Here is an 18,242-nt window from a genome sequence, read left to right as displayed (position 1 = left end):
ACGGCGCATCCTCCAGCCATGAAACCATCATGATACTCCCTATATCTCATCCTGATAAATATCAGCCGCCAGGGCATGATACTCTTCCAGCGGAATTTTAAACGCCGGGGACTCTTCCACCGCCGCAATGAAAGCCGGGACGTCATCGTCAAAATCATAAGTCCAGAGTGTTTCATTCAGACTGCCGAGCCGGCCGTCGGCCGGGTAGATGAGATCCAGGTGGATCTGTTCCATATAATCGTACTCCCCGTCCACCTCTATAGTAAACTGTCTTACCATGGAAAGATAAAACTGCTCTTCTCCCGTTACATCATACACTCCCACCTCAAAGAGCAGGCTGTCGTCGGAACAGTCAAAACGGAGACGGTTAAATTTTTTAAATACTTCCCAGGCGGTTTTCAGGTCCGGCTCCTTGGGATTGAATCCGGCTTCCTTGAGGGACGCCCTGAGTTTTCCCAGCGCATCAACTGTTTTTAAAAGCGTTTCTTTCTGTTTCTTATTTTTCTGTGAGCTATCAGCTCCCGGTTTGTGTTCCATGTTCAACCTCCTTATCCCGGCGCCGTTTTGCCCGGCAGACGGCAGTAGTTCCGTCCGGCGGACTACTGCGTCCGGTCTGTCTGTTCCTTCTTAATAAATTCCTTAATTGCAGCGCTTTCGGGCAGGTGCATCATGTGATGGCGCGTCAGCTGCACTGTTCTTTTCATCATGGTTGTCTTTCATTATAATTCATTCTTTACCCGCGGTCAATCATAGGAATGTTTTCTCCCGGATTCCCCCTCACCATACCCATCCCCGGGACTGAAGACTCATACCCTCACCATCACCATCCCGAACCCCGGCCGTCCCGGCGGCGTTCTCCTTCCTCCATCAACGCAGCAAAAAGCACGCCCCACAGAGCGTGCTTTCCGTTCTTCCCAGCCTTTAATGAAAGCGCATTGCCGCGCCTGCACCGTCCGCTTTCTTATTTAATAATCTTTACAGGGCACTTCGCCGCGCACTTGCCGCAGTTGGTACACTTTTCATAATCGATTACCGCAAGGTTGTTATCCATATGAATGGCGTCATCCTCGCACTGTTTGATACAGAGTGTACAGCCGATACAGCCGTTGTCACATTTTGCCTTGACAGCCGGTCCCTTATCGTGGGAATTACACTGTACCAGGTGCTCTGCCTTATACGGAACAAGTTCAACAAGATGCTGCGGGCAGGCGTCCACACATTTGCCGCAGGCCACACACTTCTCTTTGTCTACGACTGCAATGCCGTCGATCACGTGAATCGCGTCGAACTGACAGGCGGTTACACAGGAACCGAATCCCATACATCCGTAAGTGCAGGCTTTGTCGCCGGAACCCGGAACGACAGCCGCCATCTTACAGTCTTTGATACCATAATAGTTATACTGAGATTTTGCCTTGTCACAGGTGCCTTTACATTTTACAAAGGCTACCATCTTCTCGCTGCTGCCGGCTTCCACACCCATGATGGCTGCGATTTTCTCGGCACAGGGAGCTCCGCCGACGGGGCAGGCGTCAACCGGGGCAGTGCCCTCGGCAATCGCTTTTGCGAGACCGTCACAACCGGGGAAGCCGCAGCCGCCGCAGTTGTTGCCCGGAAGTTCTTCCCTGACAAGAATTTCTTTTTCGTCTACTTCTACTTTAAATTTCTCACTGGCAACTCCGAGGAGCACACCGATGATAATACCGGTGGCGCCAACGATGATTGCCGCAATAATAATTCCAGTTATATTCATCCTTCGTCTCCCCCCTTAAATTAATCCGGAAAATCCGAAAAATGCGATTGACATGAGACCTGCGGTAATTAACGTAATCGGGGATCCCTGGAAATTATATGGTACATCGTTGAACTCGATTCTCTCACGCACACCGGCCAGAAGCACGATTGCAATAGTAAATCCAACCGCAATACCGACGCCGTTTACAACGCTCTCTACAAAGTTGTAGGTTTTCTGTACGTTTGTTAATGCTACACCGAGAACGGCACAGTTTGTTGTAATCAGAGGAAGGTATACACCAAGCGACTGATACAGGGAAACCATATTTTTCTTAAGGAACATCTCTACGAACTGTACTAAAGCCGCAATAACCAGGATGAACACGATGGTCTGGAGGTATTCCATACCGAAACGCACCAGAATGTGATCATAGATTAAGCTTGCCACTGCGGATGCAATCGTAATTACGAAAATTACGGCAGCGCCCATGCCTGCTGATGTCTCTACCCTTTTGGATACGCCAAGGAATGGGCAGATACCGAGGAACTGGCTTAATACAACGTTATTTACCAGGGCTGAGCCGATGGCAATTAATAGTAATTCTTTCATCTATCCATTCCTCCTATTCTGTTTTCTCAGGTTCTTTTGCAGCTTCGGCTTCCGCCTTTGCTTTCGCTTCATCGGCTGCCTTCTTAGCTGCCAGGGCTTTTTCTGCCGCAGCTTTCTTCGCTGCCGCCGCCTTAGCCGCTTCCTCTGCCGCTTTCTCAGCCAGCGCCAGATGGTTTCCTGCACATGCGGAACCCGCACAGCTTGCACAGTTGCCGCCGCATGCCAGATTGGACTGAGGCACGGAACCGTTGGTTGCAGAAGGAGCTTTGAACTTATTCTGGAGCGCTGTCAGGATTGCAAGGACAAAGAATGCACCCGGAGCAAGCACAAAGATCGAAATGTGGAAATCTTCCGGAATAATCTGTTTGCCGAAGAAAGCTCCGCCGCCCAGGAATTCACGGAAAATACCGATCAGGGTCAGGGCGATGGAGAATCCAAGACCCATTCCGATTCCATCGAAAAGAGAGGAAATCGCATCATTCTTGGAAGCGTAAGACTCTGCACGGCCAAGGATGATACAGTTAACTACGATTAACGGAATGTAGATACCCAGCGATGCGTAGAGGGAAGGCACATATCCCTGCATCAAAAGCTGGACTACGGTTACCAGGCTGGCTACGATAACGATGAATGCCGGAATACGCACGCGATCCGGAATAATCTTACGCAGCGCCGCAATAATTAAGTTTGAAAATACAAGAACGGCTGTTGTGGAAAGTCCCATGCCCAGACCGTTGACGGCAGATGTTGTAACTGCCAGGGTCGGACACATACCTAACATTAACACGAAGGTTGGGTTTTCTTTAATAATACCGTTTGTAATACGTTCTGTATATTTGTTCATATCTCCCACCTCCTGTTAGTCTATGAAATTCTGTTTGCAGTACAGGGCTGCATTTACCGCATTGGTTACTGCCTTGGACGTAATAGTCGCGCCGCTGATGGCATTGATCTCAGCATCGCCGGCATTGCCGCCCTTTACAACGGTGAGCTCCGTAGCGGTCTTACCGTCATACTGGGTTCTGAACGCGTCTTCCTTTGCCTTAAGGCCCAGGCCTGGCGTATCGCTGATCTCGCGGAAACCGATGGCGGTAATGCTTCCGTCTTCCTTGATGCCGACGGAGATGGCTACTTTTCCGCCGTAGCTGTCATTGGAATAGGAATTGACTACATATCCGAGGTCACTGCCCGCGTCATCTTTTGCCACCATAACGGTCTCAACGCCGACACCGCCGAAAGCGGCCGCCGCGAGCTGTGTATTGCATTCTTCCAGGTTGATTTCGCTTGACTCCTCAAAAGAGGAAGCCTCCGGGAACACACCCCTGTAAGTCTTGTTGTTTGCTTCAATTGTGGCCTTTTCGATCGGGCCTTTTGTCACTTCATATACGCCTCCCAGCGCAATACCGGAAATCAGGGTGATTGCAAAAAGGATAAAGGCGTCTTTCATAAATCCGGATTTAGCTGCCATTATTTCTTACCTCCCTTTTTTCCAAATGCAGTCGGAAGGGTGAACTTCTCGATTAACGGAACCAGGATGTTACAGAAGATAATCGCATAGGAAACACCCTCTGCAGAGCCGCCGAAGATACGGAAGAGGCCTGTCAGAAGTCCCAGGGCGATAGCGAACACATACTGTCCCTTTGGTGTAATCGGGCTTGTTACATAATCCGTTGCCATGAAGAAGGCACCGAAAATTAAACCGCCGCCGCATACATGGGCCAGAATGTAGCTTACATCGAATCCGCTGTAGATTGCGGCAAAGATTGCAACCGTTGCAATATATGTAAGCGGGATACGCAGTGTGATAACCTTTCTGAATACCAGATAAGCGGCGCCGATTAACAGCGCAATCACGGAAACCTCACCGATGGTTCCGGGGATACGTCCGATAAACATAGCAGTTACATCCACCTGCTCTCCTGCCTTTAACATAGCCATTGGAGTTGCACTGGCTACCGCGTCGGAGAAAGGTTCGGTAAATGTGGTCATCTTGCCTGCGAATGAAATAAGCAGGAAACATCTTGCCGCCAGGGCCGGGTTCATCCAGTTCTGGCCAAGACCGCCGTACATCTGTTTTACAATGATGATGGCGAATACACCGCCCAGGCATGGCATCCAGACCGGAATCTGAGGAGGCATGTTGAGCGCAAGGATCATACCGGTAACAACGGCGCTGCCGTCATAAACGGTAATCGGTTTTTTCATCAGTTTCTCAAAAATATATTCGGAAAGTACGCAGGATACAACTGTAGCAATCAGTACAAGAAGTGCGTGCATACCGAACTGCCATACACCGTAAATGGATGCAGGAAGCATTGCAATTGCCACGTCAAACATGATTGCCTGGGTGGAATGTTTACTTCTTACATGAGGTGATGACGATACGTTAAATAATTTTCCCATTTCTTCACACCTCCTACTTTCTGCGGCTGGCCGCCACTGCTTTACGCAGCTCTTTGAATGCCTGTGTCAGCGGTCTCTTGGCCGGGCATGTATATGCACAGCAGCCGCATTCCACACATTCCATACCGTTCAGCTTCTGGAATTTTTCCATGTCGTGACGCTCCGCGGCGTCCATCATCATCTGCGGCACAAGGTGTTCTGGACATACGTCCACACACTTGCCGCACCGGATACACGGAGTCGGATCCATCGCTGCAACCTGGTCTTTGGTGAATGTAGTCAGTGCGGAAGATGTCTTGGCTACCGGGAAGTCAAGGCTGAATAAAGCCTGGCCCATCATAGGCCCGCCGGAAATCATCTTCTCTGGTTCTTCCTTAAATCCGCCTGCGGCTTCTTTAAGTCTGTTGTAATTCGTTCCCAGCCTCACCTCAAAGTTCTGAGGATTCGCTACAGCATCGCCTGTTACCGTGATAATCTTGCGCATCAGCGGCGTAGATTTGCAGACTGCATTATAAATAGCAGCCACAGTGTCAATGTTGTCAACAACACAGCCTGCGTCTGCCGGCAGCATGGAAGAATTGATCTCTCTTCCGGTAACGGCATAAATCAGGGTACGCTCGCCGCCCTGCGGATACTTGGTAAGCAGCGGACATACCTCAATTCTCGGCTCGTCCTTTACCATCTCCGTCAGTTTCTTGATCGCTTCCGGTTTGTTATTCTCAATGCCGATGATTCCTTTTGCATTGTCGAATAACTGGAGGATGACTTTCAGTCCGCCGATAATCTGTTCCGGACGCTCCATCATCACACGGTAGTCGCTGGTCAGGTAAGGCTCGCACTCTGCGCCGTTCACAATCACGTGATCAATGGCAGCCTCATCCTTCGGCGTCAGCTTCACATGGGTTGGGAAACCGGCTCCGCCTAAGCCGACAATACCGGCTTCTTTAATGATATTTCTGATTTCTTCCTTAGAAAGCTTTGTGTAATCCCTCTCGTTACCAAAACCTTCAATCGCATTCTCTTCCCCATCGTTCTCTACGATGATAGACTGTACCATTGCACCATTCGCTACCAGTCTCGGTTCGATCCCCTTTACCGTACCGGAAACAGAACTTAAAACATTGGCGGAAATAAAGCCTCCGGCTTCTGCAATAATCTGACCTTTCAGTACCTGGTCGCCTTTGGCAACCAGCGGTTTTGCAGGAGCGCCAATGTGCTGGGACAGCGGATATACCATCTCTTCGCCCTTTTCAGGAGCGATTACCTGGATCGGTTTATCCTCAGACAGTTCTTTTCCCTCATAAGGATGAATGCCGCCTATAAATGTAGCCAAACCCATCAAATAAACCCTCTTTCTCTAGTTAGATTTTCTCTCCCGGATGTGAATTTTTTATCAGATTTTCGTGAATTTTTTATCACTTCCAGGGTTAAAAGCTATCGCGTATAGTATAGCATAGGTAAAAGTTTTTAACAATTGGGAAATTTAAGATAATCGACCGATTTTTGTATAAAAATTAATACAAAATTTATTTTTTTCGACTGGTGTTTCATACAGAAACGACAAAAAAGGCTGCCATAAATTTCCCATAGCAGCCTATTCTTCGTATTGTTATTTAACAATTTTTTACCTGTAAAACAGGTAGAATGCCGGATGACGGAAGGCGCATTCCATTTCCACCGTGCCCGGTTCGGCCCCAATGTACGGCTCCTTTAATTCTACTTTTTCCCGGCGGTCCGGCCTTTCGTATTTCTGTTTTGTATAAGAGGGATCCAGAAACCATATCCGCTCCGTGCCGTCCGCACCTCGTCGTTTTCCGTCCCCGTCCATCCCGGCCGCAAACAGGAAGTGGCCTCCGTCGGAGAAAATACCGTTCTTTCTCCCCACGTTCACCACCGCGCAGCCGCCTTCTCCCAGGCATTTAAGCAGAGCATCCATTCCTTCCGCTGTCTCAAACCGCAGCCCGTACACTTTCGCCGCTGCGGCTCCCAGCCGCTTCATATCGGTGCCGAAAACATTGGCCCCCGATTCCACGGACAGCTCAATACACTCTTTGATAGGAAGAAGCTTCCCCGTCATCAATTCCACCATCATACAGATACAGCACAGGCCGCAGCCCGCCACGGCCACGCTGGGATAAGGTTTTTGTAAACGCTCCCCTCTTTCAAGCGTTGTCGGATACGGCACGCAGGCATAATTAAGCTGGTTGACCGGCCTGATGGAAGGAAGTATCATCCGGCCTCCTCCCGCAGCTTCTTTGCCGTCTGCGGTTTCAGCGATCCGTCCGCTATCTCCTTCCAGTAATGGCAGGCTATGTAGTGGCCGTCTCCCGCCTCCTCAAGCTTCGGGCCTGAAGTAAAGCACTGTTCCTGCGCATAAATGCATCTGCTGCAGAAACGGCATTTGTCGCCCGGATTGATCGGCGAAGTGATCTCGCCCCTCAGCAGGATCCGCTCCGTCTTCTGATGGATCTTCGGACGCGGAATCGCGGACAGAAGCGCTTTTGTATACGGATGGAGCTGGTTCCTGAACAGTTCCTTCGACTCACACATCTCCACCATCTGGCCGAGGTACATCACCCCTATGTCGTCTGAAATGTGTTTTACCACAGACAGGTCATGGGTGATAAAAATATAGGTAAGGCCCCTCTCCTCCTGCAAATCCTGCATCAGGTTCAGGATCTGCGCCTGAATCGACACATCCAGGGCTGATACCGGTTCGTCACAGACGATGAATTTGGGATTCAGCGCCAGCGCCCTGGCAATCCCGATACGCTGGCGGCGGCCGCCGTCCAGTTCGTGGGGGTATGTATTGTATAGCCTTCCTGCCAGGCCTACCGTATCCATCAGCTTCAGCACTTCCCGGTCATAGTCGGATGAGGATGCACACATTTTGAATATTTTCAGCGGTTCTCCGATGATCTCGCTGACCGTCATGCGGGGATTGATGGAGGAATAGGGATCCTGGAAGATCATCTGCATCTCCTGGTGAAGTTCCTTCATTGCATGGCGTCCCGGGTTTGAGATATCTTTGCCGTCAAACAGAATGGTTCCTTCCGTGGGTTCCAGCAGGTGCAGCAGCACCCGGCCGAGCGTCGATTTACCGCATCCCGACTCCCCCACGATCCCCAGTGTCTTCCCTTGTTCCAGGGTGAAGCTTATATCGTCCACCGCGTGCAGCATCCCCTTGGGGGTGCTGAAATACTTTTTAAGTCCTTTTACTTCAAGCAGTGCCGCCATATCTCTTACTCCTCCCTTCTTCCGCCGTTTTGCTGCGGCAGATGGCATTTCACCATATGGCCGGGCGCCGTCTCCCGGAGAGACGGATCTTCCGCCAGGCACCGCCCGGTACAGTGCGGGCACCTTGGGCTGAACGAACAGCCCGACGGAAGGTTTGTCGGATCCGGCATGAGGCCCGAGATGGGGCTGAGGCGTTCCGTGTCATTGTCGAGATCCGGAATGGAACCGAAAAGGCCGATTGTATACGGATGCTCCCCATGGTCGTAGATATCCTCCAGATTGCCGTACTCCACGATTTCACCGGCATACATAATAGCCACCTTATCGCAGACCTGGGCGACGACTCCCAGATCGTGGGTAATCAGAATCATCGAAGTATTCAGCTTATTCTTTAACTCCGTCATCATCTCCAGCACCTGGGCCTGGATTGTCACATCCAGCGCCGTTGTCGGCTCATCGGCGATCAGAAGTTTGGGATTGCAGGCCAGGGCAATGGCGATCACCACCCTCTGCTTCATCCCTCCCGAAAACTGATGGGGATAATCCTGATAGCGCTCCGCATTGATTCCCACCATCTGAAGCATCTCCTGGGCGCGGACGGAGGCCTCGGCCGGTGAGCACTGGTTGTGGAGCCGCACCACCTCCGCTATCTGATCCCCCACCGTCATTACCGGGTTTAAGGATGTCATGGGATCCTGGAAAATCATCGAGACTTCCCTGCCCCTCATTTTCCGCAGCTCGTGCTTTGACTTCGTCAGGACGTTTTCTCCCTGGAATACGATCTCCCCGCCTACGATTTTTCCCGGCGGGTTTGGAACAAGGTTCATAATAGCGAGGGCCGTCGTCGTCTTGCCCGCTCCCGTCTCTCCCACAAGGCCCAGAGTTTCCCCTGCGACCAGATCAAACGACAGGTGATTTACGGCTTTCACCACGCTCTTTTCCTTAACATAGTGAACCGACAAATCGCGGACCGATAAAATAGTTTCGCTCATTTCGTTCCTCCTTTACGTTTTCAGTCTGGGATCCAAGGCATCTCTTAAGCCGTCTCCAAACAGGTTCAGGCCGAAGATAATCATGGCAATAGCAACGCCAGGGAATGTGACAATCCACCATGCCTTCCTTATATAAGCGCGTCCCGCTGACAGCATGGCCCCCCATTCCGCCGAAGGAGGCTGTACGCCCAGGCCGATGAAACTTAAGGCCGACGCCTCCAGTATAGCTTTGGCAACGCTCATTGTAATCTGGACGATAATCGGAGCCAGACAGTTTGGAAGAATGTGTTTCATAATAATACGGTAATCCGACGCGCCGATGGAACGGGCCGCTTCGATATATTCCTGCTCTTTCACCGAGAGAATCGAGGCCCTGACAATTCTCGCATAAGCCGGGACGGCTCCGATTGCAACGGCGATAATCACATTCCTGATTCCGTTTCCAAGGGCCGCTACAATTGAAATTCCCAAAAGGGTGCTCGGAATAGCCAGCATGATGTCGATCAGACGCATCAGGATATTGTCCGTCCTTCCGCCGTAGAAACCGGCCAGAGAACCGGCCAGCATGCCGATTACGGCCGATAAAGTCGCCGCCACGGCCCCTATCATCAGGGAATAGCGGCTGCCGTACACGATTCTGCTGAAAATGTCGCGGCCGAATTCATCGGTGCCGAATAAGTGCTCACCGCAGGGTTTCATGAATTTCCTGGTCAGATCCTGCTCATCCACGCCGTAGGGGGCAATAAAATCAGCGAATACCGCAATCAGGATCAGGATGACGATTAACGCCAGACCGAACATTGCCAGCCTGTTTCTCTTCAGTCCGTTCCAGGTCTGGGTAAAAAGTCCCTCTTTTTTAATGGAGGAATAATCGAACGCATCATTTACCGCCGCTTCTGCTGTGCCTGCCATATGTTATTCCTCCTTTCCCGTCTTCTCTTCTGCCGCACCGGTGTTTTTGTTCTTACCGGCCTGCATTGATGCCCCGGCCGGAACCGCTTTCCGGCCGGAGTTCTTATACTGTGACTTAATTCTCGGATCCACAAAGGCGTACAGGATGTCCACCAGCAGATTGACGATGGAGAAAGCGAACGCGATAAACAGGACTCCGCCCTGCACCATCGGATAATTCTTTACATTGATGGCATCCACCATCAGCTTTCCGATACCCGGTATGGAGAAAATAGACTCCGCCAGAATCGCGCCGCCGAGCATGCCTCCGAAGGAAATTCCCACAACGGTGATAATCGGAATCAGCGCGTTTTTAAGCGCATGGCGGAACACGATTACAATCTCCTTCTGCCCCTTTGCACGCGCCGTTGTAATATAATCCTGGCGGATGACCTCCAGCATCGCCGATCGCGTCTGGCGCATGATGGTGGCGCTGGACGCCATTCCCACAGTCAGGGAAGGCAGGATCCAATGCAGGGGCGTATCAAACCCCGAAGGCGGAAGCGCCTTAAAATGAACCGCAAAAATGATAATCAGCATCAGGCCGGTCCAGAAGTTCGGCATGGACACGCCGGTCAGGGCGAACACCGTCGCTATCTTATCAAAGATGGAATACTGCTTCACCGCCGCTATCACTCCGGTCACCACCCCGATGACCGTAGCAAAGGAGACGCTTAAAACCGCCAGCGTCACGGTGGCCGGCACTCTCTGGAGAATCTCGATGGATACCGACTGCTTCGTCGTATAGGATTTTCCAAAATCAAATTTTGTCACAATGTTTTTTATGTAATTGAAATACTGTACCAGAAAAGGCTGATCAAGTCCCAGCTCACGGTGGAGCGTATTAATATTTTCCTGGGTGGCATCCATTCCCAGCATATACTCCGCGGGATCCCCGGGAGTAAAATACAGGAGGCTGAAAATAATCAGGGAGACGCCAAGCATGACGGGAATCAGCGCCAGTATACGTTTGAATATAAACTTGCTCATTAAACTCTCCTTCCGCATTGCCGTTAAGCGCACAGGTCTTTTGCTATTGGTCTGGCCGGCCGGAGTTACCGTCCGCTTTATGGGCGGGCGATAATCTCATCTACGATCTGTTCCATGTATTCGAGGGAGGCCTCCGTCATCTTCTTTCCTATCTCATAGGTCGCTTTTCTGGCGTCGCCCAGGGCTCCGTTTAACGATGCGTCGTTTTTCCAGCTCCAGGCGGCTCCGCCTTTTACAAAGGAATCATGGGTCAGCATGCTGTCCTGCATGATTCCCGGCACGCGCTCTTTCCGCACCGTCTCGGGACAGAGATAGAGGCAGGAACTGGTCTCCACTTCACAGGCATGGCCAATCAGCTTCGGCAGTCCCGTCAGCCCTCCGAGGGAAATTTCCGAGCCGACCGCCGACCAGTAGGCATCAATTTCATGGTTCTGCTTTAAACTAATCACCGCGCCTTCCAGAGCCGGAAAATTGCCGCCGTGTGCATTTAAAAACAGGATCTTTCTGATTCCGTGTTTCGCAATGGAAACGCCGATATCCACCAGCAGGTGCATCATCGTCTCCACCTGCAACGTCACGGTGCCGGGAAAATCCATGTGGTGGAGGGACAGCCCGTACGGCACGCAGGGGAAGACCACCACCTTATTTTTACAGCGCTCCGCCAGTTTCTCCGCGTACGCGGCCGCTCTGGCCGCGTCGGTCGCAAATGTAGTATTGGGGCCGTGCTGTTCACAGGAACCTACCGGCACCAGAGCGACTTTAATATGTTCCATCTCGGCCTCAAGTTCCGGCCAGGTCAGGTTATTCATAATCAGTTTATCCAAAATCTTACCTCCTGTTTTTCTCCAGACGTTTTTTAATTACTGTTCGGCTACGGTGACGCCTGCAAAGGATGGGATATTGCCCGGATCACAGTAGAAGTTTTCCACCTGGTCCGTAATCACGTAATTCACCGTCTTGTTTGCCACGCCTATCATGTAATACTGGTGGTAAATGTAGTCCTGAAGTTCCTCGTAAACGGCCGCTCTCTCCTTTGAATCGTAGGCGGCGCTTCCCTTGTCCAGAAGCTCGTCAATCTTTTTATCCACCGGCCTGAAAAATCCGTCGCTTCTCGTGTCAAAATCAGCCAGGGCGTGTCCCGGATCGCCTGTGGAGTAAGTTGCCGCCATAATCGTAACCTGATTGTCACCGCGTCTGCCGGCTGCTATAATCTCGGAGGTGGATGCGGTGGAAATATTAGCCGTCACGCCGATCTCTTTCCACATGTTCTGTGCGATGACTCCGATGTTCTGCTGCTCTGAGCCGTTTGGAAGATTAAGTTCAATTGTGAGTCCGTCCGCGTAGCCTGCTTCCTCCAGAAGCTCTTTTGCTTTCTCTATATTATATTCATGCTTTCCCTGGGATTTATAGGCAAATACGGTGGACGGCATAACGCTCTCGCTGACCGTCGCATAGCTCCCATATACCGTCTCCACCAGGGAGTCGAGATCCAGGGCCATAGACAGGGCCTGCCGGATTCTCACATCGCCCAGAACCTCATCATCCATGGAAAATACGATATAGGACATGCCGTAGCTGTCTCCGGACACCACTTTCAGTCCGTCCGTCTCCGCCAGTCTGTCCAGGTCGCCCGTGTCGGGATCCAGTACGATATCGGCATTGCCGGACTCGATCTCCAGCGCCCTGTTTGCCGTCTCCGTGATAAACTTCAGAGTGAGGGTGGAATAAGCCGGTTTTTCTCCCCAGTAATTATCATTGCGCTTTAAGGTAATGTTTGTTCCGCTCACCCAGCTATCGAATGCGAACGGTCCCGTTCCTACGGGACTGCGTCCGAACTGGTCGTCTCCCATCTCTTCCACCGCTTTTTTGCTCACAATGCCGCCCCTCGTCGAAGTCAGGTAATTGTATACGGCCGCAAACGGCGCTTTCGTCGTAACATCCACGGTCAGTTCGTCCACCGCTTTCGTGTTATCGGCGTCAAAGGAGGCAAAAATGGATGCACTGGACGGTTTTTCCGTGGCCCTCTTAATCGTGTAGGCCACATCCTCCGCCGTCAGCTTTTCACCGTTGTGGAAATATACATTGTCCCTCAGTTTAAAACGGATCGTCTTATCGTCTATCTGTTCCCAGCTCTCCGCAAGTCCGGGAACGATATTACCCTCCTCATCTTTTTTTACCAGAGTCTCAAAAATCTGTACCTGGGTGGTCATAGCCACAAGCTCTGTGTTTCCGTGAGGATCGATGTTGGAAGGTTCCCCCTTAAGCACTGCAATCACTTCGTCCTTAACAGCCGCATTCCCCGCCGTCTCCCCCGCCGGGGCCTCGGTGCCGCTGCCGGTTCCCGCTTCGGAAGCTGCCGGCGCTTCACTCTTACCGGAACAGCCCGCCAGAACGCCGGCCGCCAAAAGCATTGTCAGAAACAATCTCGTTTTTTTCATAACCTCTCTCCTTCTCCTTTGTTTGATATGTAAATTAATGGTTAACTTGTTTATCGTTGCTGTCCACTCCGTACCCCTACAGCCAGTGCGCCTGATCCCAGAGTGTCAGCATTGTACCCAGATCCTGTCTGACCGCCTCCTCGAACAGAGTGTACCCCCATGAAACATCCTCCACCGGGAGGCCGCCGGATATGAAAATAATTTTCTCATCTTCGGACTTTCTCGGACTTATCTTCCCCGCCGCAACGTCGCTTAGGCTCATCATGTCTGCCGCTTTTACTTTCCCCTGCTCTATCATCTTAAGCATCTGGTAGCTGGGCGCCCAGTCTTTCGTGCTCTCAATTCCGTCCGGATGCATCCTGCCCTCGTCGTACCATACCTCGTGCATCGGCCAGTAGTCGAAAACCACCTGATTTTCCAGCCAGCATTCCTCGGACAGCTCTGCATGGCCGGTGGCCGTAAACAGGCAGCCCGGCTTCAGCCACTCCCTGTCAATGACAACGGGCACCGGCCCTGCCGCTGCGACGCTGATGACATCGGAATCCACGACTGTATCCCTGAGATTGTCTTTTATAATAATTTCTATCTCATATTCTTTCCGGAATTCCTCAGCGAACGCCTCCGCGCTGGCCCTGACAATATCATTTAAATACAGCCGTTTTACCCCCGGCATGCTGTTTAAGATTCCCCTTGCGCATGCCCTGCTGATGACGCCGCAGCCGATGACGCCGAGGGACTCCGCATCCTTCTTTGCCAGATATTTAGCCGCCACGCCGGGTACGCTGCCCGTCCTCATCGCGCTCAGAAGATTAGCCGACATGATGCACAGCGGTTCCCCCGTCACCACATCATTCAGCCCCACCATGAGAATTGAACGGGGAAGACCCCTCTCTTTGGGGTTCGTGATGTTGGATCCGTACCACTTGACGCCGCAGCAGTTATATCGTCCGCCTATGTAGGCAGGCATCGCCATATACCTCCGGTCCGGCCCGGCCACCGGCATATTAGGGAAGGGTGTTTCCTTCGGATACCAGAGCATACAGCCATGACTGCTCTGATTATAACCGCCCATCACAAAATCACCCGTTCCCAGCAGCTTAAATGTGTCGTCCATCACCTCCACGCATTTCCTGACGTCCAGCACTCCCGCTTTAATCATGTCAGGTTCGGATAAGAACCTGAATCCCACTTGTTTCCGTTCCATAAAATGCCCTCCATTCTGTTCCCAATATTTTTTTGTAAAATACCGGAACTGCGTTTTTATGCGCCGCGCTATGCCGTAAGCGCCTTTCTGATATGCTCCATCCCCTCCTCCAGATAAGCGCGGGGACAGGCGATGTTCAGGCGCAGGAACTGTTCATAACCCTGCCCGTATTCCGAGCCGAAGTTCAGCGCCACCTTCGCCTCATCCCGCATCTTGTGGAACAGCTCGTCCTCGGTAAACCGGTATCCGGAAAAGTCCATCCACATCAGATAAGTGCTCTCCGGCATGGAGGCCTTCACCTCCGGCAGATATTTTTTCACATAATCCAGGACAAAACGGGCGTTTCCTTCCAGATAGGAAATCATCTCATCCACCCAGGGACCGCCCTTCTCATAGGCGGTTTCCGTCGCCCTGTAGGCAAACAGATTGATGTACAGGTGCATGCTGGCCGCAAAATCTTCCACCTTCCGGCGAAGCTTCTCATTCTTTATAATGATGACCGACGATTTCAGCCCTGCAATATTGAAAGTCTTGCTGGGGGCGGTAATCATGATCGCGTCCTCATCCACTTGTAAAATCGTGGTATGGCGGTGTCCGGGATATACAATGTCGTAGTGGATTTCGTCTGAAATAATCAGCACCCCGTATTCCCTGCAGAGAGCCGTAAGCCGTTTAAGCTCCTCCCCGCTCCACACCCTGCCCACCGGGTTGTGGGGACTGCACAGAATATAATATTTAACTCCTTCTTTAAAATTCTTCTCTATGTCCTCAAAATCCAGCTCATATCTGCCGTTTCGGTACAGGAGGGGCGATTCCGCCAGTTCATACCCAAGCCCTTTCACAACTGTAAAAAACGGGGAATAAACCGGAGGGTTCAACAGGATTTTATCCCCTTTCCCCGCAATAGCCAGGAGCACAACCGAAAGCGCCGTTATCACGCCCGGAGCGGGAAGCAGATGCTCTTTTAAAAGCTCCAGGCCGTGACGGTCCCGGTTCCAGGAAATGATGCTGTCGTAATACCCGTCACCGGCAAATGTATATCCAAACGTCATTCCGTCGTCCGCCCGCTCCCTGATTGCCCGGTTGATATCCGGCAGCACCGGAAAGTCGGCATCCGCCACCCAGAACGGCATCAAATCATCTCTGCCGTAATCACGTCCCAGGGCGTCCCACTTCGTGCTGTCCGTATGCCTGCGCTGTAAAAGCACATCAAAATTATACATACACGCTCCTCCATCTCTAATCATTTATCTGCTTTTGTATTTATGTACTTCTATGTTTAGCTTCTTTTTAGTTAATCTGCTAAACTTTATATCTTAGTTATTTTATATCACCGCACACCATATTTGTCAATATATATTCTGTATATTTTGTCGTTTTATATTAATTTTTATTTAATAGTATAATATATCATTCTTATATCTGGTTTTATTTTCATCGTTATCCGATAACTGCAGACTCTGCGGCAGGTGGCTTTAGCGGCATAATTCCTTTCCGCCGCAGTGCGATCCTGACCGGAGGGCTTTTTAAGATCATAGGAGCGCTTTCCCGTGATATTAAAAAGGCAAGAGGAAAAATGCACAAAAATGCACTTTCCTCTTGCCTTCAGGCTGATTTTATTCAATTAAACGATTTCTGTCCATTCCAAATTATGCAAAAAATTTAGACCAGTATCCCTGGAAGAAAATATACAGGACAACCAGTGGTATTACATAAGAAACATAAACTCTGGCCCATGCCGGGAACTTGATGCCTTTTCCCTCATTCGCCTCCTTGGTGAAGTTCTTAAATCCCCAACCATAGCGGCTGGTACAGAATAAAAGGTACACAAGGCTTCCCAGAGGGAGCAGATTGTTGCTGACGATAAAGTCCTCCAGATCGAGGATTGTAGATCCGGGGCCAAACGGCGTTACACCGCTCCACAAGTTAAATCCCAGCACACAAGGGAGGGATAAAAGCGTAACAACAATCATATTGACAACTACTGCTTTCTTTACGCTGCATCCGGTCAGATCCGTTGCAAAGGAAACAATATTCTGGAATACGGCAATAACCGTGGAGGCCGCTGCAAAGGACATAAACAGGAAGAACAACGTTCCCCAGAACCTTCCGCCCGGCATGTTGTTAAATACATTCGGCAGCGTGATAAAAATCAGGCTGGGTCCCTGTCCCGGCTCAATATTGTACGCAAAACAGGCTGGGAAAATAATCAGTCCGGCCATAAATGCCACAAAAGTGTCAAGAATTGTAACGCTGATCGCTTCTCCGGTCAGTCTCCGCTCTTTGCCAATATAACTTCCGAAGATTGCCAGCGCTCCGATACCGATACTCAGCGTAAAGAAGGATTGTCCCAGGGCGGCGAATACCACCTCACCGATTCCCGCTTCCTTTATCTTGTTAAAGTCAGGTTTTAAATAGAATTCCAGTCCCGGACGGCTGCCTTCCATTCTCACGGAATTCACTGCCAGCACTACCATCAGCACAAGAAGGCTGACCATCATAAGCTTCGTAATCTTCTCCACTCCGCCCTGAAGTCCCATGGCACAGATGGAAAAACAGAATACAACGCAGAGCACCATAAACCCAATCATCAGGGACGGATTCGATAGCATTGCGCTAAATTCTCCTGCCACTCCGTCCGCATCCAGGCCCACAAAATCGCCTGCCGCCATCTTGACAAAATACAAAACCAGCCATCCTGCCACAGTTGTATAAAACATCATAAGAATATAGTTGCCCGCCATTGCAAACCACTTCTCAATATGCCACTTACTGCCTTTCGGCTCCAGTACATCAAACGAAAGCGCCGCACTCTTCTGGCTGGCCCTGCCCACTGCAAACTCCATGATAATAATCGGAAGTCCCAGAAGCACAAGGAATACCGCATAAATCAGAACAAAGGCCGCGCCTCCGTACTGACCAACTATGTACGGGAATCTCCAGACATTACCCAGGCCGATAGCACAGCCTGCGGAAATCAGGATAAATCCCAGACGTGATGAAAATTTTTCTCTGCCCATTACCATTCTCCTTTATAAATATACATATCTTAGCTAGTTTACTATATATTTCATCAAAAGACAAGGTATTAATTGAGATGTGAGGACGCCTCTGTAAGACGGCGGACGGGGGAGTGGGAGGTTGTTTATGAGTCGTCAGTCCCGTTTATATGTTGTGGTGAGGGGGAATCCGGAGAAAAAAATTCCTTCGGGGACTCGCTCCCGCTTGTGAAGCGCACAGCGGATGCTAGGCTCGAAAGAACCTCGCCAAGCACCGGCGGGCTTCAAGGTCACCCTTCGGAAAGTTTTTCTCCTCCTTCCCCGGGCAGGTTATCGACGGGACTGATGACTCAGGGAAGGGTGTTGCCCCGTCCGCCGGCTTCAGGGGCTGATTGTCTCTTTCGTCAAGTGGGGGGAACGGTATTCTCCCAGCCACTACGCGGTTACAGTGATTTTAAATTCTTCCGGATTCTTAGGACAAAAAAATAGTGCCAGATTCTAATCCTAAAGCTGAATCAAGGCAAAGCCGAAAGCCGATTCTAACTCTATAACAGAATCCAACACTAAATCTAAATCTGTATTCTATCCAAAACAGATTCCAATACATAATTTGAACCTGCTTCTAGCTCAGGTACAGAGACCAACTGCCAAACCTCTGCCAAACCTCTCCAATCCCGGCCAGGC

The 18,242-nt window shown here is 50.8% G+C and carries 17 protein-coding genes; all 17 read right to left on the bottom strand.

What is annotated here, in order from left to right; genetic code table 11:
* Positions 1-39: 39 nt before the first annotated feature.
* Positions 40-537: a hypothetical protein gene (locus tag EJL91_RS14710; RefSeq protein ID WP_125142706.1), complete on the bottom strand. Its 498-nt coding sequence runs from the start codon at positions 535-537 to the stop codon at positions 40-42.
* 424 nt (positions 538-961) lie between these two features.
* Positions 962-1,753 (bottom strand): RnfABCDGE type electron transport complex subunit B, encoded by a 792-nt coding sequence (locus EJL91_RS14705; RefSeq protein ID WP_125142705.1) that lies wholly within the window; start codon positions 1,751-1,753, stop codon positions 962-964.
* A 15-nt stretch (positions 1,754-1,768) separates the two neighbouring features.
* Positions 1,769-2,344: an electron transport complex subunit RsxA gene (rsxA, locus tag EJL91_RS14700; protein ID WP_125142704.1), complete on the bottom strand. Its 576-nt coding sequence runs from the start codon at positions 2,342-2,344 to the stop codon at positions 1,769-1,771.
* A gap of 13 nt (positions 2,345-2,357) precedes the next feature.
* On the bottom strand, positions 2,358-3,188 hold the full coding sequence (gene rsxE, locus EJL91_RS14695) for an electron transport complex subunit RsxE (protein WP_125142703.1): 831 nt from the start codon (positions 3,186-3,188) through the stop codon (positions 2,358-2,360).
* Between the two features lie 15 nt (positions 3,189-3,203).
* Positions 3,204-3,812 carry an RnfABCDGE type electron transport complex subunit G gene (locus EJL91_RS14690; RefSeq protein ID WP_125142702.1) on the bottom strand — a complete coding sequence of 203 codons (609 nt, stop codon included), beginning with the start codon at positions 3,810-3,812 and terminating at the stop codon, positions 3,204-3,206.
* A complete protein-coding gene (locus EJL91_RS14685; RefSeq protein ID WP_125142701.1) occupies positions 3,812-4,747 on the bottom strand; it encodes an RnfABCDGE type electron transport complex subunit D in 936 nt (311 codons plus the stop codon). The genes EJL91_RS14690 and EJL91_RS14685 overlap by 1 nt, the downstream gene beginning before the upstream one ends.
* A 13-nt stretch (positions 4,748-4,760) precedes the next feature.
* Positions 4,761-6,086 (bottom strand): electron transport complex subunit RsxC, encoded by a 1,326-nt coding sequence (rsxC, locus tag EJL91_RS14680; protein WP_125142700.1) that lies wholly within the window; start codon positions 6,084-6,086, stop codon positions 4,761-4,763.
* Between the two features lie 285 nt (positions 6,087-6,371).
* Complete coding sequence (locus EJL91_RS14675) at positions 6,372-6,980, bottom strand: hypothetical protein (RefSeq protein WP_125142699.1); 609 nt, start codon at positions 6,978-6,980, stop codon at positions 6,372-6,374.
* Positions 6,977-7,984, bottom strand: a complete 1,008-nt coding sequence (locus tag EJL91_RS14670) for an ABC transporter ATP-binding protein (RefSeq protein WP_125142698.1) — start codon at positions 7,982-7,984, stop codon at positions 6,977-6,979. Before EJL91_RS14670 ends, EJL91_RS14675 begins: the two co-directional genes overlap by 4 nt.
* Before the next feature lie 5 nt (positions 7,985-7,989).
* The gene (locus tag EJL91_RS14665; RefSeq protein WP_125142697.1) at positions 7,990-8,976 is read right to left on the bottom strand and encodes an ABC transporter ATP-binding protein; all 987 of its coding nucleotides are present in this window, start codon (positions 8,974-8,976) and stop codon (positions 7,990-7,992) included.
* Between the two features lie 12 nt (positions 8,977-8,988).
* A complete protein-coding gene (locus EJL91_RS14660; RefSeq protein ID WP_125142696.1) occupies positions 8,989-9,888 on the bottom strand; it encodes an ABC transporter permease in 900 nt (299 codons plus the stop codon).
* A gap of 3 nt (positions 9,889-9,891) precedes the next feature.
* Positions 9,892-10,917, bottom strand: a complete 1,026-nt coding sequence (locus EJL91_RS14655) for an ABC transporter permease (protein WP_243125361.1) — start codon at positions 10,915-10,917, stop codon at positions 9,892-9,894.
* Positions 10,918-10,994: 77 nt separating this feature from the next.
* Positions 10,995-11,741, bottom strand: a complete 747-nt coding sequence (locus EJL91_RS14650) for a creatininase family protein (protein ID WP_125142695.1) — start codon at positions 11,739-11,741, stop codon at positions 10,995-10,997.
* A 36-nt stretch (positions 11,742-11,777) separates the two neighbouring features.
* A complete protein-coding gene (locus EJL91_RS14645; RefSeq protein WP_125142694.1) occupies positions 11,778-13,355 on the bottom strand; it encodes an ABC transporter substrate-binding protein in 1,578 nt (525 codons plus the stop codon).
* A 76-nt stretch (positions 13,356-13,431) separates the two neighbouring features.
* The gene (locus EJL91_RS14640; protein WP_125142693.1) at positions 13,432-14,559 is read right to left on the bottom strand and encodes a tyramine oxidase subunit B; all 1,128 of its coding nucleotides are present in this window, start codon (positions 14,557-14,559) and stop codon (positions 13,432-13,434) included.
* Between the two features lie 68 nt (positions 14,560-14,627).
* A complete protein-coding gene (locus tag EJL91_RS14635) occupies positions 14,628-15,782 on the bottom strand; it encodes a MalY/PatB family protein (RefSeq protein WP_125142692.1) in 1,155 nt (384 codons plus the stop codon).
* Positions 15,783-16,208: 426 nt separating this feature from the next.
* Complete coding sequence (locus tag EJL91_RS14630; protein ID WP_125142691.1) at positions 16,209-17,579, bottom strand: sodium-dependent transporter; 1,371 nt, start codon at positions 17,577-17,579, stop codon at positions 16,209-16,211.
* Positions 17,580-18,242: the final 663 nt, after the last annotated feature.

Origin of the sequence: Clostridium transplantifaecale (assembly GCF_900626075.1) — a bacterium.
In the GTDB taxonomy this organism is placed as follows: Bacteria; Bacillota; Clostridia; order Lachnospirales; family Lachnospiraceae; genus Otoolea; species Otoolea transplantifaecalis.
This window is presented reverse-complemented; position numbering and strand designations above follow the sequence as displayed.